Annotated in this window: 17 protein-coding genes; 5 read left to right on the forward strand and 12 right to left on the reverse strand. The window is 54.3% G+C overall.

Features of this window, described 5'->3' with window-relative positions; all coding sequences use genetic code 11:
- Positions 1 to 165: 165 nt before the first annotated feature.
- The 3 genes from ubiE to KV190_RS10010 form a co-directional block, all read right to left on the reverse strand.
- Entirely contained in the window at positions 166 to 843 is a 678-nt protein-coding gene (gene ubiE, locus KV190_RS10000; protein ID WP_460193171.1) for a bifunctional demethylmenaquinone methyltransferase/2-methoxy-6-polyprenyl-1,4-benzoquinol methylase UbiE, read from the reverse strand.
- A 9-nt stretch (positions 844 to 852) separates the two neighbouring features.
- Positions 853 to 3,057 carry a cache domain-containing protein gene (locus KV190_RS10005; protein ID WP_460193173.1) on the reverse strand — a complete coding sequence of 735 codons (2,205 nt, stop codon included), beginning with the start codon at positions 3,055 to 3,057 and terminating at the stop codon, positions 853 to 855.
- Between the two features lie 166 nt (positions 3,058 to 3,223).
- Positions 3,224 to 7,933 carry a translocation/assembly module TamB domain-containing protein gene (locus KV190_RS10010; protein ID WP_460193174.1) on the reverse strand — a complete coding sequence of 1,570 codons (4,710 nt, stop codon included), beginning with the start codon at positions 7,931 to 7,933 and terminating at the stop codon, positions 3,224 to 3,226.
- 163 nt (positions 7,934 to 8,096) lie between these two features.
- Between KV190_RS10010 and KV190_RS10015 the strand changes: the two genes are divergently transcribed.
- Positions 8,097 to 8,816 carry an SDR family oxidoreductase gene (locus tag KV190_RS10015; RefSeq protein WP_460193175.1) on the forward strand — a complete coding sequence of 240 codons (720 nt, stop codon included), beginning with the start codon at positions 8,097 to 8,099 and terminating at the stop codon, positions 8,814 to 8,816.
- Between the two features lie 24 nt (positions 8,817 to 8,840).
- Here KV190_RS10015 and clpX read toward each other — a convergent pair whose 3' ends face one another.
- The 3 genes from clpX to tig form a co-directional block, all read right to left on the reverse strand.
- Positions 8,841 to 10,163 (reverse strand): ATP-dependent protease ATP-binding subunit ClpX, encoded by a 1,323-nt coding sequence (gene clpX / locus KV190_RS10020; RefSeq protein ID WP_149819308.1) that lies wholly within the window; start codon positions 10,161 to 10,163, stop codon positions 8,841 to 8,843.
- Between the two features lie 32 nt (positions 10,164 to 10,195).
- Positions 10,196 to 10,885 carry an ATP-dependent Clp endopeptidase proteolytic subunit ClpP gene (gene clpP / locus KV190_RS10025; RefSeq protein ID WP_149819305.1) on the reverse strand — a complete coding sequence of 230 codons (690 nt, stop codon included), beginning with the start codon at positions 10,883 to 10,885 and terminating at the stop codon, positions 10,196 to 10,198.
- A gap of 84 nt (positions 10,886 to 10,969) precedes the next feature.
- Positions 10,970 to 12,424, reverse strand: a complete 1,455-nt coding sequence (gene tig / locus KV190_RS10030) for a trigger factor (RefSeq protein WP_460195267.1) — start codon at positions 12,422 to 12,424, stop codon at positions 10,970 to 10,972.
- A 266-nt stretch (positions 12,425 to 12,690) separates the two neighbouring features.
- On the opposite strand from tig, the gene argZ reads away from it, so the two are divergent.
- Positions 12,691 to 14,790, forward strand: a complete 2,100-nt coding sequence (argZ, locus tag KV190_RS10035) for a bifunctional arginine dihydrolase/ornithine cyclodeaminase (RefSeq protein ID WP_460193176.1) — start codon at positions 12,691 to 12,693, stop codon at positions 14,788 to 14,790.
- Positions 14,791 to 14,848: 58 nt separating this feature from the next.
- Positions 14,849 to 16,306, forward strand: coding sequence for a glutamate--tRNA ligase (gene gltX, locus KV190_RS10040; RefSeq protein WP_460193177.1), 1,458 nt, complete (start codon positions 14,849 to 14,851; stop codon positions 16,304 to 16,306).
- Here gltX and KV190_RS10045 read toward each other — a convergent pair.
- From KV190_RS10045 to KV190_RS10060, 4 genes are all read right to left on the reverse strand, one after another.
- Positions 16,303 to 16,791, reverse strand: a complete 489-nt coding sequence (locus tag KV190_RS10045) for a pentapeptide repeat-containing protein (protein ID WP_460193178.1) — start codon at positions 16,789 to 16,791, stop codon at positions 16,303 to 16,305. The two genes, gltX and KV190_RS10045, sit on opposite strands and share 4 nt — an antisense overlap.
- Before the next feature lie 122 nt (positions 16,792 to 16,913).
- Positions 16,914 to 17,315 (reverse strand): hypothetical protein, encoded by a 402-nt coding sequence (locus KV190_RS10050; RefSeq protein ID WP_460193179.1) that lies wholly within the window; start codon positions 17,313 to 17,315, stop codon positions 16,914 to 16,916.
- 129 nt (positions 17,316 to 17,444) lie between these two features.
- The gene (gene cysK, locus KV190_RS10055) at positions 17,445 to 18,410 is read right to left on the reverse strand and encodes a cysteine synthase A (RefSeq protein WP_460193181.1); all 966 of its coding nucleotides are present in this window, start codon (positions 18,408 to 18,410) and stop codon (positions 17,445 to 17,447) included.
- A 63-nt stretch (positions 18,411 to 18,473) separates the two neighbouring features.
- Positions 18,474 to 18,911 carry an Rrf2 family transcriptional regulator gene (locus tag KV190_RS10060; RefSeq protein WP_460193183.1) on the reverse strand — a complete coding sequence of 146 codons (438 nt, stop codon included), beginning with the start codon at positions 18,909 to 18,911 and terminating at the stop codon, positions 18,474 to 18,476.
- Between the two features lie 216 nt (positions 18,912 to 19,127).
- On the opposite strand from KV190_RS10060, the gene tsaD reads away from it, so the two are divergent.
- The gene (gene tsaD / locus KV190_RS10065) at positions 19,128 to 20,189 is read left to right on the forward strand and encodes a tRNA (adenosine(37)-N6)-threonylcarbamoyltransferase complex transferase subunit TsaD (RefSeq protein WP_460193184.1); all 1,062 of its coding nucleotides are present in this window, start codon (positions 19,128 to 19,130) and stop codon (positions 20,187 to 20,189) included.
- Here tsaD and KV190_RS10070 read toward each other — a convergent pair.
- Complete coding sequence (locus KV190_RS10070; protein WP_460193185.1) at positions 20,134 to 20,988, reverse strand: metal ABC transporter permease; 855 nt, start codon at positions 20,986 to 20,988, stop codon at positions 20,134 to 20,136. The genes tsaD and KV190_RS10070 overlap by 56 nt on opposite strands.
- Positions 20,989 to 21,070: 82 nt before the next feature.
- Between KV190_RS10070 and ispE the strand changes: the two genes are divergently transcribed.
- Positions 21,071 to 22,006 (forward strand): 4-(cytidine 5'-diphospho)-2-C-methyl-D-erythritol kinase, encoded by a 936-nt coding sequence (gene ispE / locus KV190_RS10075; RefSeq protein WP_460193187.1) that lies wholly within the window; start codon positions 21,071 to 21,073, stop codon positions 22,004 to 22,006.
- On the opposite strand, the gene KV190_RS10080 is transcribed toward ispE, so the two are convergent.
- On the reverse strand, positions 22,003 to 23,115 hold the full coding sequence (locus tag KV190_RS10080; protein ID WP_460193188.1) for an RNA polymerase sigma factor, RpoD/SigA family: 1,113 nt from the start codon (positions 23,113 to 23,115) through the stop codon (positions 22,003 to 22,005). The genes ispE and KV190_RS10080 overlap by 4 nt on opposite strands.
- Positions 23,116 to 23,152 lie beyond the last annotated feature (37 nt).

Genomic DNA, 23,152 nt, shown 5'->3' on the forward strand with positions numbered 1-23,152 from the left:
CCCTGCGGTTCGCCTACAGTCTTTTTCACAGCCATTGAGTATAACTGAGAGCTACTTGCCCCCATTCCTAAAAGCGGATCAGGTCTCCTCAACCGTATAGAAAAAGGCTGTACTTATAGCTTAGAGGATTGCCAAAGGAGTGAAGCCTAACATTTGTAACGTAGATTACTTTTGGGCAATCGTAATCGCCATGAGTCCCCCTAGCAGAGGGTAGTGTTTCACGCTTTCAAAGCCCGCTTCTTGAATCAGTTCCCAGAGGGTAGGGGGGGTGGGAAAGGCCTGAATGCTTGGCCACAAATAGTCATACTCTGCTGCCAAGCCATACTGACGGGCAGTAGGCACGACCCACTGTTGCAAATACCATTGCTGAAATTGCTGGAGTGCGGGGGTTTGGGGATGGCTAAAGTCGAGAATGGCGGCTCGCCCACCGGGAACCAGCAGCCGAAACATTTCCCTGAGGGCTTGGGGAATATCGGCCACATTGCGTAGTCCGTAGCCGATCGTGATGCCCTGAAATGTTTGATCGCCAAAGGGTACTGCTAAGGCATCTCCTTGGAGCCATTCAATTTGGGGGTAATGGTCACTGCGTTGACGGGCGATCGCCAGCGGTGCCGCAGCAAAGTCCAACCCCACCACCCGCCCCTGCCGCCCCACCCGCCGCGCCAGCACACGACTCAAATCGCCCGTGCCACAGCAAAGATCCAAAGCCGTTGCCCCTGTAGGCAGTTCCAGCCAGTCCACCGCCATCTGTTTCCAGACATGGTGAAGGCCAAAGCTGAGTTGATCATTGAGGCGATCATAGAGGGGGGCAATGCGCTCAAACAGGGCTTGGATATCGGTCATGGTTTAGCCTTAGCGCTGGCGACGCTGACGCAAATAGTTCGCCTCACGGCGCAATTGCTGAAAGTACTCCGTTTCGGTAATTTCGGCCACCTGCTGCCGCCGTTTTTCGTGATCAATTTCCACCCTTAGCTCTTCAATTTGCTGCTGCATTGCTTGCTCACGCTGTTTACGCTCGGTAATGTCCTGCACTAATCCTTCATAGTAGGAAATCTTGCCGTCGGTATCCAAGACCGCTCGCATATCCAACTCAATCCAAATGATCTGGCGATCGCGCCGATAGGCCTTGAATTCAAAATGCCCTGTTGTTGCTCCAGTCGCAAAATGATTCAGAATCTCCTCACGGGTGCTGGGTTCCACATAGATTTGGTCGCGAATACTGGTGACAGTCTCCACCATTTCCTCAGGAGAGTCAAAGCCAAAAATCTTGGCCATGGCAGCATTGACCCGAATAAAGCGATTGTCCGTTGACGCCTGAAAAATCCCCTCAAGGGCATTCTCAAAAATACTGCGGTAGTTTTCCTCCGCAATGCGCAGCGCTTCCTCGGCCCGAATGCGATCGCTAATATCAATGCCGACCGCAACCGTATGGGTACCCTGCATATACTTTTGCAAAGCCACGAGGTAAAACACCGTTTGACCATTGCGCTTAACGGCAATCACCCGTGAGGCAAATTGATCGGGAGAATCCACAAACTCCTGCATAAAAGCTGCCAGCTCCTCATCCTCACGCAGAAAACCCAAGGGACGCCCAATAAAGGCCTCTGGCGGCAGATTCAAGGTTTCTGCCAACTTGCGATTCACCCCCTTATAGATGCCCTCGGCATTAATCCACGAGATCGTACCCGGTACAGCATTGAGTACCGCCTCAAACTGTTCATTGGCCTCAATCAGTTCATCACGAATCTGCTCAAGGGAACGGTTTTTTTGGCCTAACTCCTCAAAGGAAATGCGCAACTGGCGCATCATAGCATTAAAGGAATTGGCCAGTTCCCCCACCTCATCAAGGGAGTGCACCTGCACCAGTGTCGTCAAATCTCCTGACTGCACGCGGCGGGTTGAAGTCGCCAAGGATTGAATCGGCTTGACAATCGCATTGGCCGTGAGATATGCCCAAATACTGGCCAAAAACAGGGCGCCAAGGGTAATGGCGAAAGCCACCAACCGTTTCTGGGTGGCCATCGTATCAATCCACGCTTGGGACTTCCCCACAAAGGCGATACCAATGGGCGGTGGATGCGGCAGATCGAGCTGCTGGCGAAAGTCCTGCAATGGACTGTAGATAGTTACATAGGGAGAACCCACAATGTCAGTTGTGCCGACAAATGTTTTGCCCTGATTGAGCACTTGAGTGGCTACTTCGCGAGCGACGCGGGTACCAAGGGCACGAGTCTGACCATCGGTGTAAGGCACATTGGTGGCAATGCGCAAATCTTGGGCAAAAATTGTTGCCACCGTATCTACCGTAGACCATTCTGTGGTGGCATCCACAAGATCCGGCATATTGTTGAGTAAAATGCCCGTCAGAATTAGCCCCTGAAATTGGTTGTTTTCATAGAGGGGCTTTGCGGCAAAGGCCAGTAAGCCAATATTGCCATCCGCGATGGGGTAGGTGCCCGCAGGGGCTGGCCGCTGCTTGGGGGGTAGAGTTGCGATAGGTTGAGGACGCAACGTGATCTTGGCCTGCTGGGCTAAGCCCAGTTCTTGTAACTGTTCACGATTGAGGAGCACCAAACCGCTAATCATCTGCTGGCGATCGCGAGCCACTTGAAACATCGGTAAGTGAGCAATACTGCTGGCTTGATGCGGGCTGAGACGATAGTAGGAATGGGTTTCGGGGGTCAAGTCAAGGAGCGCCTCTCCCGTTTTGGCCAAGACCATGGTTTGCTGTGCCAGTACCTTACCCCTCGCATCGCTCACCAGCATCAGGTTCATGGGGCGTTCCGTGGTATCCACTTCCGCAAGAATGGCTTGGATAGCAGCAGGCTTCAAGACACCAACGAGGGATTCACCCACATGCCGCGCATGCATCCCACTGGCAATTAAGAGGGCTTGGATGCGAGACTCATAGGCCAAATTGTCGATTTCCCACTGCAAATCCTCCAAACTAGAGCGCAGTTGCTGATCAAGCTGATGCTCAAAACTGCGATGGCTGACTTGAATCAGGGCTTCAGTAATAATCACGGCTGGAAAGAGCGCCGCAAGAGCCAAGGCCAAGGTAAATTTCCAACGTAGACTTAACCGCTGCCACGAGATCGAGAATCGTTGAGATAAGGCTCTAGCGGAATTTTTCATTAAGGTTGATACCAAGGCTACTGCAACTGCCGCAATTGTCACCTTCCAAGCTTGAGCGTTGCTGGCAGTACACTGATCTTAGACGACATTAAAAACGGTAACGGAATTCAAGAAAGCCTGTGCCTTGACCACTGGTGCTCACCTGTCCACCAAGGCGAATCTGCTCTGTCACCTGAAACCCAAGGTTAAACCGCGTCGGATCACTGGGGGCAGTGAGCAACTGCAAGAGGGAGACTGAGGTAAAACTGTTCACTTGAAAACCCAGTTCAGCCCCCACGGCAAGGGTTGGGGCTTGGCTTTGGGCTTGGCGATCGGGGGGCACCACGGCTGGAAAAATCCGAAAGGAAGTGCGGTTACCCGTGGCCTGATCAATCAATGCCTGTAGGTTATTGAAAAGAGCCGATCCGGCAAGACTGGCCACCGCTGCTTCTCCCCCTACTTGGTTGAGATCCGCGATTGAGCCACCGCCCATCAAGGCAAGGAGTTCGGTCGTGCTGCGCGAAGGGGTACTGGATAACTCAAGCACCGCAGGCAAATTGGTTTGAAACTGACTGGCACGACCATTAATGCGAGCAGTAATGCGAACGGTATTCAGCGTCCCTAAACTGGTGGCGGTTACGGAACCCACATCGGAGAGTCGCGTCACGGTGCCGGGAGTATAAACCTCGGTGGCAGTGGCAGCAAGGGTGAGGTTGAGCTCGGGATCCAAGCCATTGGCGGGGGTAAAGAGCACATAGTTATCCGCTCGCCGCTGGAGCAAAAAGACGGTGGTGAACAGATTCAGTTGCCCGCCCGTGAGGCGAATTTTACCGTCAGGCTGGAGACTATCGAGACCGCCATTGAGGGTTAAGCTGCCAGTGGCCGTTAGGTTGAGAACAGGCGATCGCGTCACGCGCAAGGAATCTGAGATCTGAATTGCCAAGTTATCAAAAGCTAGGGGTTCAAAGGGACTGTCAGCAGGCGTGGCTAATCCATTGCCATTGGCAAAACCATTGATGGCGCCTAAATCCAACCGGCCTTGGCTGAGTTGGACACTGCCCCCGAGATCAGGACTCAGGAGTGTATCCGTAATCACGAGTGTGCCATCTACTGTGCCGCGATAGATATTGGCGGCATTCACTTGCAAGCGGCGCAAGGACGCGGTGAGGGGGGTGGCAGCATCGGGATCATCGGGGGTCAAGGGAGTGTGAATTGGCAACACTCCTGCCATGGTAATTTGCCCTTGGCTAAAGAGACCTTGAATGCCATCCACCCGCAGGCGATCGCGATCAAAGCGCACGCGCGCACTGAGATTGGTCACCGGCTCCTCAAAGGCAGGGGTTTTAATAACCGCATCATCCACACTGAGGACGCCATTCACAATGGGGTCTTCCCATGTGCCCCGCAGTTGGGCTTGGAAAAGCCCCTTTCCTTGTTGCCATTGCACCTGATCGGTCAAGAGGTTGATTAACGACAATCCCTCATCCTTGAGGCTGACATCTAGGGCTAACTGTGGATCCACCACGGGTCGCGGGTCAAGGGGATAGATCAAGGGAACTGAACCCGTCACCATGAGCGGTTCTGGCGTATCCAAGCGGGCGATCGCCTGCAGGGCTAGACGATTTTGGGCATAGCGGAATGTGGCATTCGCTGCCTCCAAGGGACGTTGATTTAACCGACCCTCCGCAAGGGTAGCCTCACCCGCGAGAATGGGCTGCTGCCATGAGCCAGTCAACACCGCTTGGGCATTCACCTTACCTTCCACATCTATCCCCGGCGGCAAAAGACTCGCCACAAGACTCACAGGGAGTTGCTCAAGCCGCAGTTGGGCATTTTGCTGGTTACCGCCAAGAATGCCATTGACGTTTAATTGGCCACCGTTCACGATCAGATTGAGGGTCGTCAGCACCAGTTGATTTTGGGCAAAGCGACCGCGACTCAGAAACTGCTCAACTTGGTAATTTCCCCACTGCCAATTGGCGCCCTTGAGATCAAAGCTGGCCACCAGACCCGACTGGGGGGTTTGACTCAGATTGATTTGGCCATTAAACATGCCCTGAAGCTGATCCAAGGGGGGCAGCAGCTCCGGCCGCCGCACCAAAGCCGCTTGAGCTTGCAGCATCTCAATTTCGGCAAGGCGGCGAATTTGCGTTAGCAGTGAGACTTGCAGACCTTCCCCTGCTGTCGGTGTGCCTAAATCTGCGGCAGTCCCCCGAGCAGTGGGTTGACCAATCCCAAGGACAGTGGCAAGTGCCGTTAAATCCGCTAAATTGCCTTGGGCAATCGTCAACTGCGCCCCCAATTGTTGAGGCTGGAGATCGGCAGTGAATTGATAGCGACTTTCGCCTTTTGCAAAAAGGCCGGATTGAATCGTCAGGCGATCGCGACTTAGACGGAATTGCGCTTGCAGGCGATCGCCCCGCCATGCCCCTAACCCCGGTCGCTCTACGGTAAAACTCCCCTGCCCCCTTGTCCAATTTTGCAACTGTAGATTGCCCGAGGCGACTCCTGCGAGAATGGCATCTTTAGGGAGTTCCGGGGGCCGTAACCGCAGGGATTCCACTGGAAACTGCTGCAGACGCAGATCAAAGTTTTCCCCTTGGCGCTGGCCGATCAGTTGCGCCTGTTGCCGTTGAACCAGCAGTGAGCGGGGTAAGCCATCGGCATCCAAACGAAACGCCAAGCGATCGCCCCCCCCCTGTAAATTGAGGGTTGCCCCCTGTTGTTGGCTCAAGGTGACCGTGCCCGTGAGTTCAGGGGCAAAACGCAAATCATTCACCGCCAATCCTTGGGTGAGCAGTGCCCCCTGAAACTGGAGCCTATCGAGGCGGCCTGTGAGTTGGCCTTGAAAAGACGTGGTACCTGCAAGGGCGAGGGGAACGGGGAGATTCGGTTCCAAGAGGGTGCTTAAGGGACTCAGGGGGAGATTTCTGGCTTGGATGCCCAATTGAATGTCAGTGGGTTGCAAAGCCGCTAAATCAACGCCAATGGTTCCTTGGGCGCGGATCGCACCGAGGGTGGCTTCTTGGACTTGCAATTGCTGGCCATCCCAGTTCACAACTGCAACCAACGGATCAGCCGTGGGGGTTTGATCCACTTGAAGATTGGCACTGGCTCGAATCGCTGCTAGCGTCAGTTGATCCACCCGTCCTTGGGCGATCGCCTGCCCACTGAGGCGACCTTGTAAATCTTGATTCAACTGTCGTAGGGGAATATTCTCAGCCTGAGCCTGTAACTCCCACTGACCGGCGGCGGCTTGCACTTGCCCCCGCAGACTCCCCCCTAGAAACTGCATTTGAAACTCAGGCACGAACAGTTGGGTTTGTGTCAGACGGGCGGTGCCCTGCAGTGGATATTGAGCCGTTGGCAGTTGAAAGGCGGCATTGGCCTGCCAAGCCTCTGGGGTACGCAGATTGCCAGCAAAGTCCAGTTGTGCAAACCCCTCCCCTAGGGCCACGGGCGGAGCCACATCATAGCGGCGGGCGATCGCCTGAAGATTCACTTGCTGCACTTGTGCTTGGCCGCGAAACTCCCCTGTGGGCTGTACCCCTACCGTTGCCTGTACCTCCCCGCCATCCACCAACTGGGCGCGGACATCCATCAACCTAACCCCTTGCTTAAAGGACGCCATAAAGGGTAGCCGTACCTGTTGCAGTTGTAGTTGATCCACTTGGAGCGGCGTTTGGCTACGCAGTTCACCCATGACTTGGGGAGTCTCCAGATCCCCCTGCAAACGAAGAGTGGGAACTTCCACTTGACCGCGAAGGGGAACCGGTGGCCTAATCTGCAAGGCCGTTAAGGTGGGGGCGAGATCAAACCTTGGCACTTGCGCTTCAATGTTCCAGCCGCTTTGGAGACCGACGGTGCCTTGAGCCTGCCAGCGGACATTGGCGATCGCCCCGCGCAAATAGTGGAGCTTCGCCTGATTGCCCTGCAATTGCACATGGGCTTGTAATCCCTTGATGTCTTGGGGCACAAAGGCCGTGCGTAAAGTACCATCCCGCAACCAAATTTGACCCGTGACTTCGGGGGTTGCTGGTAAGGGCAGACGAACCCGCACCTGTCCCTCCAGTTGGCCGCCTTGGACACGAATGGTCTCGGGCAGAATCTCATTCCCCAGGGCAAGGGGAATCTTGCTGAAGCGCAAATCCAGTTGTCCTGATTCTTGGGGTTGGTTCCAGTCCCCCTGCAATCGCCATTGACCCCCCCCGGCCAGTTGTCCTTCCGCTTGACCTTCGAGGGCAAAATTCTGGCGATCGGGCGTCAGGGTCAACCCCCCATGAATTTGGCGCAGCAGATAGGCAGGACGCTGAAAGGGTTGAACCAGCACAGAGCCATCCCGCACCTTCACCCTAATTTGATTCAGTTGAAAAAAGGTCGGCTCCTCCTCTGGCACCTTAACTTCCGTGCGCCACCACCGCCCTTGGGCATCCTGAACCACCGTGAGTTGGGGTTGGTGGAGAGTCACGTCGAGATCGAGCTTTTGACCCGTCAGAAGCTGCCATGGATTAAAGGCGACCTCAATGCCGTTGATTAGGGCGTTGTCCAATTCGGGAGTGCCCTCTTCTGGCGTGTAGCTGGGAACCGCTGAGGAGCCAAAACGAACCACATTCAGCCCGACGTGCTCGACGCCGCCAATTTCCACTGGCCGATTGAGACGCTGTTGTAGTTGTTGGGCAATTTCAGGAGCCAATTCATAGCGCACAAACCACCACGCCCGTGTCCCACCCGCGATCGCCCCGAACGCCACCAAGGCAATAATTCTCCCTCCCCACTGACGAAACCAAAGGGTAGAGGGGGGTTGTGGTTGCTGCGTCATTCATCCCAACTCCGTCACACCTAGGCGAGAAGCCTAACGGCTCAATCCTAATACGCAGAACAAAGGCTCGTCTTTCTAAATTTGATCGCCCAAGCGATTGGTAGGTTCTGGGAAATTCAAGAAACGCTAGGATAAAAGGGTGAACGTAAAGAAATGTAACAAAATGAGTGTCTTAGCAGATCGTGTGGTGTTAGTGGTGGGTGCCACGGGTGGCATTGGTCAAGCCGTTGTCGAGCAACTCCAAGAAACGGGCGCCAAATTGGTCTTAGCGGCTCGCTCGAGCGATCGCCTGCACGCTTTGGCAGAGCAGCTTCCCTCCTCCGTAACCGTACAAATTCAGCCCTGTGACATCACCCAGCCGGCGCAAGTGAGCGAATTAATGCAAGCGATCCGCAGTGAGCAAGGACGACTCGATGTATTGATCAACGCGGCGGGGGCTGGCCTCCTCAAGCCCTATCAAAAAATTACGGCGGCTGAACTGGATCAGATGTTGGATCTCAACCTCAAGGGCTGCTTTTACACCACCCAACAGGCTGCCGAACTCATGAAAGAGCAACAGCAGGGACATATCTGCACCGTTGTCGGCATCCTCGGTAAACATTCAATGGCGATGGGGTCAGCCTACTGTGCTGCGAAATTTGGAGTTGTGGGCTTCAGCAAGTGTATGGCCGAAGAACTCAAGCGCTATGGTATTCGCTTTAGTCTGTTCTACTTTGGGGGTGTGGATACCCCCTTTTGGGATGCTGTCAGCCTCAAAATCGATCGCCAGAAACTGCTGCGACCGGCCACCGTTGCCCGTCTGATTCGCGCTACCCTAGAGACGGATCCCCATGCGGTTCCCCTTGAGTTGAGCTTGATGCCCGATAGCCACGTTTTCTTCTAGCCTTTTATAGCTATTGGACAAGCCTTATGCCGATAGTGTCGGCAAGGAAGAAGGATGTAAGAGTAGCTCAGCCGTGGAGCGCTTTTCCACCATTTCGGGGGTGATAGTACATTCGCGCAGATCTTTGCGGGAGGGCAGTTCGTACATCACATCCAGCATAATCTCTTCGACAATGGCGCGCAGGGCACGGGCACCAGTTTTACGACGGTAGGCTTCTTGGGCGATCGCCTCCACGGCAGCCGGTTCAAAGCGTAACTCCACACTGTCCATCCGCATGAGTTTTTGGTACTGCTTCAGGAGCGCGTTTTGAGGTTGGGTGAGAATTTCTGCCAAGGCGGCCACATCCAACGGCTCTAGCACGGCCACCACGGGAATACGGCCAATGAACTCTGGAATCATGCCGTACTTCACCAGATCGTGGGGTTCCAGTTGCTTGAGAATATCCGCAGAGCGTTTTTCCTTGGGGAGGGGTTCGCCATCGCGGACAAAGCCCATTGCTTTTTTGCCCACCCGCTGCTCAATGGTTTTCTCTAAACCAACAAAGGCACCCCCACAGATAAAGAGGATATTTGTCGTGTCAATTTGAATACAGTCTTGGTAGGGATGCTTGCGCCCCCCCTGAGGCGGCACATTGGCGATCGTCCCCTCCAGCATCTTCAGTAGCGCCTGCTGTACCCCTTCTCCGGACACATCACGGGTAATTGAGGGATTTTCACTTTTGCGGGCAATCTTATCAATCTCGTCAATATAGATAATCCCCCGTTGTGCTTCCTCCACATCCATATTGGCGGTTTGCAGCAAGCGCAGCAGGATATTTTCCACATCTTCCCCCACATAGCCGGCTTCGGTGAGGGTGGTGGCATCAGCAACCGCAAAGGGAACATCGAGGAGCTTCGCTAACGTCTGAGCCAAGAGGGTCTTGCCAGAACCCGTCGGGCCAATAAGGAGAATATTGGACTTTTGCAGTTCGACGTTGTCATCGCCCCGCTGATCACCATCCAAAAGACTCAGGCGTTTGTAGTGGTTATAGACCGCAACCGAGAGGATTTTCTTCGCTTCGTGCTGCCCGACCACGTGCTTATCAAGAAATTCCTTGATTTGGCGAGGCTTGGGAACTTGACTGAGGGGGCGACTACGGGGTGTGCTGCGGGGCGATCGCGACGGTGTGGAGTCTCGACGGGGAGCTGCCGCATTGGGAACGGTGGCCAATTCCTCATCGAGGATTTCATTACACAGTTCTACGCATTCATCACAAATATAGACCCCAGGGCCCGCGATGAGCTTACGCACCTGTTCCTGTGACTTACCACAAAAGGAGCACTTGAGGTGGGTATCATATTTGGCCATAGGGAACCTCTAGGGTTGCATGTAGGGTGTACTTAGTGGCTAGGGAGGGTCTGCCGCGTCACCACCTGATCAATCAGACCATAGGCCTTGGCCTCTTCAGCGGACATAAAGAAATCCCGCTCCGTATCAGCTTCAATGCGCTCGATGGGTTGCCCCGTGTGCTGTGACAAGAGTTCATTGAGCTTGCGCTTGTGGTAAAGAATTTCCCGTGCTTGGATTTCAATATCCACTGCCTGACCTTGGGCACCTCCAAGGGGCTGGTGAATCATGATCCGAGCATGGGGCAGCGCCATCCGTTTGCCGGGGGTACCGCCAGACAGTAAGAAGGCACCCATACTCGCCGCCAAGCCAAAGCAGAGAGTACACACATCAGGGCGAATGTGCTTCATTGTGTCGTAGATGGCCATGCCGGCTGTCACCGAGCCACCCGGTGAGTTGATGTACAGGTAAATGTCTTTTTCCGGATCCTCGGCATCAAGGAATAGAAGCTGCGCCACGATGGAGTCAGCAACCGCATCATCAATGCCGCGGCGATCGCCCGCACCCCCACCTAGGAAGATAATCCGCTCTCGTAGGAGTCGCGAGTAGATGTCAAAGGCTCGTTCACCCCGACCCGACTGCTCAACCACCATCGGCACAATATTGGCATGGGTAGGTGGCAGGTTGAGCGCTGGAGAGCGCAGAATGGCACTGAGGGGATGGTCGTAACGCGATTGCAGCATAGTTGCCTAGAATGACGGTTCGTTTGTAATTAATTGTAACTAGCAGTTTGATCCCGTAGGGATCATCACTTTCATTATGCCGAACTATTCTTGGGATGGGGCAGAACTTGCTTTTTTCCCAGAGCGTTTTTGGGGTTTAGATGGTTTTTCAGCAACAGCCGCCGTCTCGGTATCTTTTGGCACTTCAGCAGTCGTTGTGGGCTGCTCAGTGGCGGGGTCGGACTTGGTTGGCTGAAATGTATTTTGCTCTAGGAGCCAGTTGAGGGCTTCCTCCTGCTGCACTTCATCGTGGGCAAATTCGCGGAGGCGTTCCAGATCCTTCGCCGTTTGGTTCCCCAACACCTCTTTGTAGCGGTTCAGCCGTTCCTCAACTGCTTCGGGGCTGGGTTCAATGCCCTCTTGACGAGCGATCGCCCTCAACAATAAACGGGAGTGCACCTCCTTCGCTGCCCCCGGCTCTGCCTCTTGACGCATTTTTTCGTAGAGTTCCTCGGTCATGATCTTGTTGAGATCAACGCCTTGCGACTGAATTTGCATCAGCGTCGTCCGCACCTTCACATCCGCTTCTTTGCGGATCAGGGTTTTTGGCAATTCAACTGGATTTTGGGCAATGAGGGTATCAATGAGGGCAGCTTCTTTGGCCTTCTTGTCTTGATTTTCAGCTCGCTCCTGATGATTTTGCTCCAGATAGGCTCGCAATTCTGCCATCGTGCTGAATTCACTGTGCTCAGCGGCAAAGGCATCGTCTAGGGGGGGCAGTTCCGGTGCTTTAATCCCTAAAAGTTCAATCTCAGCGGTCAACTGTTTGGGGATTTCTGCTTTCCCTGCCTCGACTTCCTCGGCAACAGACACCGTCACCGTTTTCGCTTCACCAACACCCATGCCGACAACAGCAGCAGGAATTTCTTTGAGCAAAAAGGGTTGCTCTTCATCGAGGGACAGGGGCAGTTCATCTGCTGAGAGTTCCTTCACCACCTCCCCATTTTCATCTTTGGTCACCAGTTTCAGGGTGACATCATCGCCCCACTGAGCTGGCCGGTCTTCGACGGGAATAAGGGTGGCATGCTCCCGTTGGTGCCGCTGCAAGAGCTTCTCGACAGTTTCGGGATTGTAGGTGACAGGATTATACTCAATGGTTAGCCCTTTGTAGGCTGTGACTGCCACTTCTGGTTCAACATCAAACGTGACGCTGAAAGAAAAGTTGTCGCCGGGCTGAAATTGATCCAGTAGCTCTGTAATGCCCCCTTGGAGTTCGAGGTTGCCTAGATAGGGGATGTTGTTCTTTTCGACGGCGGCTTTAACGGTATCCTCAATCAGTTTTTCCATGGCCACATAGCGCAGCCGCTCTTTGCCAATTTGCTGCAAGACAAGCTGCCGGGGGGCTTTGCCCTTGCGAAATCCGGGCAACTGTGTATGGCGAAGGAGATCATTGACCACTTGGTTATACACCTGTTGAGAGTGTGCCCCCGAAACCTCAATTGTGGCGAGGAGTTGGCTATTGGCACGGGGTTCAGTCGTCATGGAAATGATGTCAGTCACGTCAGTCAAGGTCATTCCCCTTCGCAGATGGTGTGTCAGTTGGCTGTGCGCGATCGCACAAATTATAATTTTAGCGCAGATTTCCCCTGCTCTTTGCAAATGGAGTTGCCGTTAAAGACACAGGGCAGTGGGTGTAATGTCAAGGTTTGATGACAAAACCAATCGTCAGGATGCCCACTGCCTATAGAATAAAAGTTTGTGATGGGTGCCGTGTAGCCCACACTTAGACTGTTTTTACAACTTGCAACGATTTCTAAACAACCCCTATGAGTTCAACCCTGCGATTCCTCATGTGCCCTCCCACCCATTATGAGGTGGACTATGTGATCAATCCTTGGATGGAGGGAAATATCCACAAGTCCTCCCGCGATCGGGCACAGGAGCAGTGGCAAAAACTCTACGAAATTATCCATGCTCGCGCGACGGTTGACTTGATTGAGCCACAGCCGGGCTGGCCCGATATGGTGTTTACGGCGAATGCAGGCTTGGTGCTCGGCGATCGCGTGGTGCTGAGTCGCTTTTATCACCCAGAACGCCAAGGGGAAGAACCCTATTTCAAAGCGTGGTTTGAATCTCAGGGGTATCAAGTTTTTGAGCTACCAAAGCAACTGCCCTTTGAAGGAGCAGGGGATGCCCTCCTGGATCGCGAGGGTCGCTGGCTGTGGGCGGGGTATGGCTTCCGTTCAGAATTGGATTCCCATGCCTATTTGGCGAAGTGGCTGGATATTGAAGTCCTCTCCCTGCGGCTCATGGATGAGCGCTTCTACCACCTTGACACGTGTTTTTGTCCGCTGACGGATGGCTACTTGCTTTACTATCCTCCCGCCTTTGATGCCTATTCCAACCGCTTGATTGAACTGCGAGTACCAGCGGATAAACGAATTGCCGTTAAAGAGGCTGATGCGGTTAACTTTGCCTGCAATGCCGTCAATATCGATCGCACCGTGATTCTCAACTGTGCTAGCCAAGAATTGAAGTCCGCCCTTACCCAAGTGGGCTTTGAGGTGGTGGAGACACCCCTGACAGAATTTCTCAAGGCGGGGGGTGCGGCTAAATGCTTGACCTTGCGGGTGACCGAACCCGTGCGCGAAGAACTCCATGCCACGGCGACAATTCCCAGTCGGGTCATTCATCTGGAAGGACACCTCCTCGACTCTGGCCTTGTGAACCGTGTCCTAGACACGATTGTGGAAAGTGGCGGCAGTTTCCAAGTCCTGCAATTTAATCTTGGCGAACAACGGCAAAGTCCCTCCCAAGCGGATATTCGGGTCATGGCGCCCGATGCTGAGGTGATGGACGAGATCATGGCGCAGTTGATCACCCTTGGTGCGATTTTGCCGCCCTCAGAGGTCTGTGATGCGACCCTTGAAACCGTCACCCAAGCAGGGGTTGCCCCAGATGACTTCTATGTGACCACGATTTACCCCACAGAGGTGCGAGTTGCCGGCGAGTGGGTTCGGGTGCAAAACCAACGCATGGATGGGGCGATTGTGGTGCGCTCAACTCCAGAAGGCACGGTGGCGGAGTGTCGCATTCTGCGGGATTTACAGGTGGGCGATCGCGTGGTCGTGGGTGTTGAAGGCATCCGCACAATTCGGAAAACGGAAAGCCAGCGCAGCAACCAAGAGTTCACCTTCATGGGGTCAGGGGTCTCCAGTGAACGCCGCGTCGAGCTGGTGGTGGAACAAATTGCTTGGGAACTACGGCGTATTCGCGATCAGGGGGGCAAAGTGATTGTGGTGGCCGGACCAGTAGTTATCCACACAGGCGGTGGTGAGCATTTAGCGAAGCTGATCCGTGAAGGCTATGTCCAAGGACTCCTCGGCGGCAACGCGATCGCTGTGCACGATATGGAGCAAGCGATCATGGGCACTTCCTTGGGGGTAGATATGCAGCGGGGTGTCCCTGTGCGGGGCGGTCACCGTCACCACCTAAAAGTGATCAATACCATTCGTCGCTGTGGCAGCATTGCCAACGCGGTGGCTCAGGGCATCCTCACCAGTGGCGTGATGTATGAGTGTGTCAAGAATAATGTGCCTTTTGTCCTAGCGGGGTCAATCCGTGATGATGGCCCACTGCCCGATACCCTTATGGATTTAGTTGAGGCGCAGCGGGAGTATGCCCGCCTGATTCAGGGCGCAAACATGATTTTGATGCTCTCATCGATGCTGCACTCCATTGGCGTCGGCAATATGACCCCCGCCGGGGTGAAGCTCGTCTGTGTGGATATTAACCCAGCGGTCGTCACCAAACTAGCGGATCGGGGTTCTGTGGAATCCGTGGGTGTGGTCACCGATGTGGGACTGTTCCTCAGCCTAATGGTGCAGCAGTTGGAGCGGCTGAATCGTCCCTACAGCCTTGCCTAGAAGCTTTGTAAGCAATGGGGTAGGATCGAAAGGGCAATTTTTGTATTCGAGGTCAGCAGTGACAGTTCGTGTTCGTTTAGCGCCGAGTCCGACAGGAAATCTGCACATTGGGACTGCCCGTACCGCTGTGTTCAACTGGCTTTACGCCCGCCACCGAGGAGGGAAATTTATTCTGCGCATTGAGGACACCGATCGCGAGCGGTCTCGACCCGAATATACCGAGAATATCCTTGAGGGCTTGCAATGGCTGGGGCTGACGTGGGATGAAGGCCCCTATTTCCAGAGCGATCGCCTTGATCTGTACCGCCAAGCGATTCAAACCCTCTTGGACAAGGGACTAGCCTACTACTGCTACTGCACCCCCGAAGAACTTGATGCCCTACGCTCAGAACAAAAAGCCAAGGGCCTAGCCCCCCGCTACGACAACCGTCACCGCCATTTGACCCCAGAGGAGCAAGCAGCCTTTGATGCCGCAGGACGCACCCCCGTCATTCGCTTCAAAATTGAGGACGATCGCCAGATTGAGTGGCAGGATCTGGTGCGCGGTCGAGTGAGTTGGCAGGGGGCTGATCTGGGGGGTGATATGGTGATTGCGCGAGCTGCCCCCCGCGGCGAAATTGGCTATCCCCTCTACAACTTGGTGGTGGTCGTCGATGACATTGCCATGGGCATTACCGATGTCATTCGCGGTGAAGACCACATTGGCAACACACCCAAACAAATTTTGCTCTACGAAGCCCTTGGCGCCACTCCCCCCAACTTTGCCCATACTCCCTTGATTCTCAACTCAGCGGGACAAAAACTCTCGAAACGAGATGGGGTGACCTCCATTTCTGACTTCCGAGCCATGGGGTATTTAGCCCCCGCCTTGGCCAACTACATGACACTCTTGGGTTGGTCGCCCCCTGAAGGGATCGGGGAACTCTTTACCCTTGATCTGGCGGCGAAGCACTTTAGTTTTGAACGAATTAACAAGGCAGGTGCCCGCTTTGATTGGGATAAGCTCAATTGGCTCAATCGCCAGTACATTCAGCAACTAGAGCCAGAAGAACTTTTGGCGGAACTGATTCCCTTGTGGCAGGGGGCAGGCTATGCCTTTGATGAGGGGGGCGATCGCCCTTGGTTGCTTGACCTTGCCCAACTTCTTCAACCCGGTCTCAACACCCTCAAGGAGGCCATTGATCAAGGGGCGGTTTTCTTTGTACCCACCGTCACTTTTGATGCTGAAGCAATGGCTCAATTGAGCCAGCCCCAGAGTGCAACTATTTTGACCTACCTACTAGAGCATCTCCCCTCAGAACCGACGCTCACGGTGGAGATGGGGCAACACTTGATTCAACAGGCGACCAAAGCCGCCGGTGTGAAAAAGGGGGCAACGATGCGATCGCTGCGCGCTGCCCTCACGGGTGCTGTCCATGGTCCCGATTTAATGGCTACATGGCAAATTCTCCACCAACGGGGCTGGGATCAACCGCGACTTGCGGCAGCATTGAAACAGGCACAGGTTACTTCCTAGGGGCTGGGGGGGCGATCGAAAATCGTTTGGCTTAAGTTAGCCCCACTCAAATTTGCGCGATCAAGATCTGCCCCCTTCAGGTTTGCAGCCGTCAAATTCACATCAATCATATTTGCCCCCTTCATGACCGCATTCTCCAGATTGGCACCGCTAAGGTTGGCATTGACAAGGTTGCTGAGGGTGAGGCGGGTTCCCACCAGTTGTGCTCCTGCCAAATTGGCATTGACCAAAATCGCTAGATAGAGACTGGCACGGTTCAAGTTTGCCCTTTCCAAATTGGCGCCAAAGAGATTCGCACCCGCCAGATAGGCGCCCTCCAAATTGGCACCCGCCAAATTCGCCTTAAACAAATTGGCATCCATTAGGTTCGCGCCCCGCAGATCACAGTTGGGACATTGGCGCGTTTCCAAGAGTTGTCGTACATGGGCAGGATTTTCAGCCTTAGCAACTGCTGGTACAACTAATGGTAGGAGGACTAGAGACAATGTTCCTGCTCGTAGCTTCACTAAAAAACTGGGTTTTGTTAAGCGTTGCATGACTCTCAGTGATTGTTCTCTCTACTAAGTACCTGTTTGCAATCCCGTATTTTGGAAAAAGGTTAGACCGATTAAGACTGGGGTAAATCAAAGAGTAATAATTTTGCCAGCAGTCCTAGCGTTGCCACCAATAGCGTTACCAAAAAGCCCCACAACCGCGCATCCGTGCCGGCCTGTCGCTTAGCAATGTCCTGCAAAGTGGACTCTACTGTATCAATGCGCTGCTCTAGCTTAGCCTCGACAGCATTGATCCGCTGCTCTAATTTGGCTTCTACGGCATCAATTTTGTCCTCCAGCCGCTTCAGCTTTTCATCCATGAGGTTGAAGCGCTCTGTTGTGGTGGCAATGTGGATGTCTAACTTTTTGTCGATCGCCTGAATGGTGGCCTGCATCGCCCTCATATCGGCTTGCATCCCTTGGATGGCATCCAAGACTTGACTGAGTTCAGAGCGGGTAGCGGGTTCGGTCATCATTCGCCTCTCAAAGTCAGGAGGACTGGAGCGCAAGGTCTTGCTATCAATCTAGCCTAGGCGATCGCCCCAGCCCACAAACCAAGTTTTAGTTGGCACAAAACACCCCCTGACGCTGAACTCAAAGCAGGCCTAATGTTGCAGGTAACTGGGTACCAAGGGCAGGGCATCCTGAAACAGGGGTGTGGTCAAGTAGCGTTCACCAAAGCTCGGCTGCACCATGACAATTAACTTGCCGGCATTTTCGGGTCGTTGAGCCACCTGAATGGCAGCACAAAGGGCAGCCCCACTGGAAATGCCTGAGAGGAGGCCTTCTTCACGGGCTAGGCGACGACCAAAATGAATGGCTTGATCGTCGGAGACAGGGATCACTTCATCAATGAGTTCTCGTTTCAGAACAGGGGGCACAAAGCCGGCGCCAATGCCTTGAATTTTGTGGGGTCCCGGTTTGCCTCCTGAAAGGACAGGACTATTGCTAGGTTCGACGGCGATCGCCTGAAAGCTGGGCTTCTTGGCTTTGATCACTTCTGCCACCCCCGTAATCGTACCTCCAGTACCCACGCCAGCCACCAAAATATCCACTTGACCGTCCGTATCTTGCCAAATTTCGAGGGCAGTGGTTTCACGATGAATCTTGGGATTGGCGGGATTTTTGAACTGTTGCAGCATGAAAGCATCTTCAAGGGAGGCAGCAATCTCTTCAGCACGACGAATGGCACCACTCATCCCCTCTGTGCCGGGTGTCAAATCCAGCTCTGCTCCATAGGCACGCAGCATGGCTCGCCGCTCTGCACTCATCGTTTCTGGCATGGTGAGAATCAGGCGATAGCCCTTTGCCGCCGCCACCATGGCTAAGGCAATCCCGGTATTGCCCGATGTGGGTTCCACCAAAACCGTCTTACCGGGGGTAATGAGACCCGCTGCTTCTGCCTCCTGAATCATACTCAGGCCAATGCGATCCTTAACCGAGGCCGCAGGATTCATGCTCTCTAGCTTGACCACAATTTGTGCAACGCACCCTTCCGCTTGGGGAATGCGGTTCAGGCGTACGAGGGGTGTCCGACCAATAAGGGCAGTAATATCGGGGGCAATGTTCATGGGATATCAATCTCCAATTCAAGACAAAAACCTTAGAAAAATTAGATGAATATCAGCCCCAGCCTAGATGTAGTACATGACATCCACTTGCTGGTAAGCCTGCCGCCGATCGCACAAATCTTGAAGCGTATGCTTTTTCAAGACATCATTGGCCGCTGCGCAGGCTTCTAGCCATACTGAACGGATCAGGCTACGCTCCAGATCGCCCTTGTCAGGGGGTTTTTGGGCAAGTTTGGACTCAATCCCCTCAATGCAGTTGAGAACGTCTAAAATTGAGATTTGCCAAGGGGCTTTGGCCAGCAAGTAGCCCCCCCGGGCGCCCCGCTGACTGCGAATGAGACCCTTGCGGCGTAGGGTCGCCATCAGTTGCTCTAGGTAGCGATCGGGAATGTTGTGCATGGCAGCAATTTGGCGAATTTGTAGCGGCTCCGCCTGTTCATAGGCCGCTGACATTTCCAAGAGCGCCAAGAGGGCGTACTCACTTTTGGCAGACAGTTCCACAAGACGTTTGGCACAGGCACGACATTGAGCAGATTGCCCAACCCATAGTATATCCTACTTCTTGATCGGGATTTAGGAGATTCTTAAGAATCTTCACCGTGGCGCAGGTTGCAACCTCGAGCATTCACGGCATTGCGGCAACGCCCTTCAACAACTTCACTCCACAAACAGGCTAGACTGATAAAGAGGCTCTAGCTTCATGCCCACGTCTGCCCGATGGTAAGAATTCTGGCCATTGAAACCAGTTGTGATGAGACGGCGGCTGCCGTAGTGCGCGATCGCGCCATTGAAAGTAATGTGATTGCCTCCCAAGTGCGTGCCCATCAACCCTTTGGTGGGGTGGTGCCGGAAGTTGCCTCCCGTGCCCACTTGGAAAACATTAACAGCGTGATCACAGCAGCCATGAGTGAGGCCGGTTGCGATTGGTCTGCCATTGATGCCATTGCCGTCACCTGTGCTCCCGGATTGGTGGGGTCGCTGCTCATTGGGGTCACCGCGGCAAAAACCCTTGCCCTTGTGCAGCAAAAACCCCTCTTGGGAATTCACCACCTTGAAGGCCACCTCTATGCCTCCTACTTAGCGGAGCCGACCCTTGCACCACCATTTCTCTGCCTCTTGGTGTCTGGCGGTCACACGAGTCTGATTGGTGTTTATGGCTGTGGCGAGTATGAACTCTTTGGCCAAACGCGGGATGATGCGGCGGGAGAAGCCTACGATAAGGTAGCACGCCTACTGGGCTTGGGGTATCCAGGGGGGCCAGTGCTCGATCGCTTGGCGCAGCAGGGCAATCCAGCGGCTTTTGAGCTACCGGAGGGAAATATCCGCCTTCCCGATGGCAAGGTGCATCCCTACGATTCCAGTTTTAGTGGCCTGAAAACCGCAGTGGCACGACTCGTGGAGGAGTTGCGTCAAACCCATGATGAATTGCCGGTGGCTGATCTTGCGGCCAGTTTTCAGCAGGCGGTGGCACAGGCCTTGACCAAGCGGGCGATCGCGGCAGCGGTGGATCATGGATTCAAAACCCTTGCCATTGGGGGAGGCGTAGCGGCAAATTCTGGACTGCGACAACACCTAACTGCGGCTGCTGAACCCTTGGGGCTACAGTTGATTTTTCCGCCCCTGCGGCTGTGTACCGATAATGCGGCGATGATTGGCTGTGCGGCAGTGGATCATTTCCAGCGGGGCGATCGCTCCCCCTTGGATTTGACAGCCCGTTCACGCCTCAGCTTGCTGGAGATTTCTGCCCTCTATGCAGCCACGCCCCTCGCAGTGAGTTAATGGCGATCGATCCTAAAAAGAACGCCAGTTGACAGACTACAATACTCGGACCCGACGGCCAATTCATCCCTGCTGACAAGAGCATACCAACAATGGCACTGCCCACCCCCACTAGGGCTGCCAAAACCACGTACTGCGAAAATTGCCGACTCCACAGGCGGGCGCCACAGGCGGGAATCACCACAAAGGCACTAATGAGCAATACCCCCACTGTCTTAATCGAGACGGCAACCACCAAGGCCAATAGGGTGATAAACAACAGCCGCTGAATCCCCACCGCCGCCCCCCGCGCCACCGCCAAGGCCTCATTCACCGTCATTAACAATTGCACCCGTAACGTGAGCAGGATGAAAATGCCTACAAGGGCGCAGAGCGTGCCACTCATGACGAGATCGGCTGGGCGCACCGCCAAAATATCGCCAAACAGTAAATTATTCAGCCCCCCTTGATAGCGATCGCTCATACTCAGCAAAATCACCGCCACCGCCAACGAGGCCGAATAGATGATATTCAAGAGGGCATCCGTCCACAGCCGCGTATGCTCGAGCAGATACGTCACCCCGAGGGCAAACACGACGGCAAAGGGCAACAACATCACGGAGGGATTCAGCCCTAGAATAATTCCTAAGCTAATTCCCAGTAGAGCTGAGTGCCCCAAAGCATCACTAAAAAAAGAAAGTTGCCGCAAGATGGTAAAGCTACCGAGGGCACCCGCCATCCCCCCTGTAAAGATCCCTGCCCAGAGTGCCCGCTGCATAAAGGGCAACTGCAACAGTTCAATCATTCGTTCCAAAATCATGGGGACTTCTGGTTAGCGCCTGCCAAAGAGCAATAGAAGAATAATATGCTATTGAACGAGGTGGTTGTGAGGATGGGGCTGCGTGTATCGTCTGCTGGCACCTGCCAAAATTAATCTCTTTCTACAAATTATTGGCAATTGTTTGGATGGCAGTGGCTACCACGAGCTGGTAATGGTCATGCAGGCGGTTTCCCTCATGGATCGCATTGAACTCATCCCGCGGCGCGATCGCCAGATTAAAGTCCATTGCACCAACCCTGCTGTCCCCTGCGATCAACGAAATCTCGCCTACAAAGCAGCGGCATTGCTCCAGCAGCAGTTTCCCGATCGCGATGGCGTTGAAATTTTCATCGAAAAACGGATTCCTATGGGGGCGGGCTTGGCCGGGGGATCCACTAATGGGGCAGCGGTACTCGTGGGATTAGATCTCCTGTGGCAGTTGGGTCTCACGCAAGCGGAATTGCAAACCTTTGCAGCGCAATTGGGAGCCGATGTGCCCTTCTGTCTGCAAGGGGGGACCGCCTTAGCCCTAGGGCGCGGTGAACAGTTGACGCCCCTAGCGGATTTGCAGGGATTAACTGTGATCCTAGGGAAGTATCGCTCCCTCAGTGTGGCCACCCCTTGGGCCTATCAAACCTATCGGCACGAATTCGCCGCTACCTATGCCCAAACCGCCAACGAGCAGGAAAAAGCCCGCCAAGAGGGGGGATCCGCAACCCTGTTACAGGCCATTCAGCAGCGTGACATTGCCAAATTGACCGCCAATCTCCGTAATGATTTAGAGAAGGTGGTGTTGCCCCGCTATCCCTTGGTGGCGCAGTTGAAGGAGCAATTCCTCGCCGCTGGGGCGATCGCCAGCATGATGTCGGGATCCGGACCAACAGTTTTTGCCCTAGCCCCCTCTGCCGATGAAGGTTACCGCATTATGCAACGGGTACGGCGCGCCCTACCAGACCCCGACCTTGACCTATGGATCTGTGAGTGCTGTCCCCACGGCATTCAGTTAGAGACGCCCTAGGCAAACTCCTCGAGATAATCTTGAATTTCCCGCCGCCGTTGGGGCTGCCGCAACTTTTGCAGGGCACGGTGCTCAATTTGGCGAATCCGCTCCCGACTCAGTCCCAGCAGTGCGGCAATTTCGGCCATCTCAAGGGCAGGCTGCTCCCCTAGGCCATAGCGCAGTTCCATCACTTGGCGTTCACGGGGTGATAGATCACTGAGGAGTTGCTTCAAAGTCGTACGTAGGGACTCGCGCATGATCACCTCATTGGGGGTGGGGGCAGTGGATTCAATCAGCTCCTGCAATTCCGTTTCTTGGTCGGAGCCAACCCGCTGTTCCAAGGCCACGGATTTGGGAACGGCCATCAGCACTTCCCGCACCTGTGACACCTCAAGATTGAGTTCTTGGGCAATGTCCGCCAGACTGGGCATCGCCCCCTGTTGAGCCGCAAGACGCCGTTGGGCACGCTTAATTTTATTGAGCTTTTCCACCATGTGAATGGGTAAGCGGATTGTACGGCTTTGGCTAGCAACGGCACGGGTGACACTTTGGCGAATCCACCAGTAGGCATAGGTGCTAAAGCGAAATCCCTTGGTCGGATCAAATTTTTCAACGGCACGTTCTAGGCCTAAGCTCCCCTCTTGGATCAGATCTAAAAATTCCACGCCGCGATGTTGATACTTTTTGGCAATATTCACCACCAAGCGCAGGTTGGCTTGCAGCAATTGGGTTTTTGCCCGCTGTCCTTGCCGCTCAATGTGCTGAAGTTCACTTAGGGTGATATTCGCTGCCTTTGCCCAAGCTTGACGACCCGCCTGCACACAGGTTTGCAATTCAGCCACACTCATCTTGAGTCGCGCAGCCCATTGAGCACGGGTCAGGGGACGCCCCAACTGTCGCTGCTGGCGATCGCGCTCCGTAACAGCCGCCACATAGCGCTTGATCTGGGGATCATCGGACTGATCTCGCACTGCGAGCAGGGCTTGGTACTGCTGAACCTGTTGGGCAAGGCGCAGTTCTTGGCTGGGGGTGAGCAAGGGCACACGGCCAATTTCCTGCAAATACTGCCGCACCAAATCCGTTGTCAATGGACGGTCGGACACGGGTTGAATGGGGGTAGCCACCATAGGACAACTCAACTCACAACATCGAGAATTCAGCTCG

The sequence above is a fragment of the Thermosynechococcus sp. FA-CM-4201 genome (genome assembly GCF_054689355.1).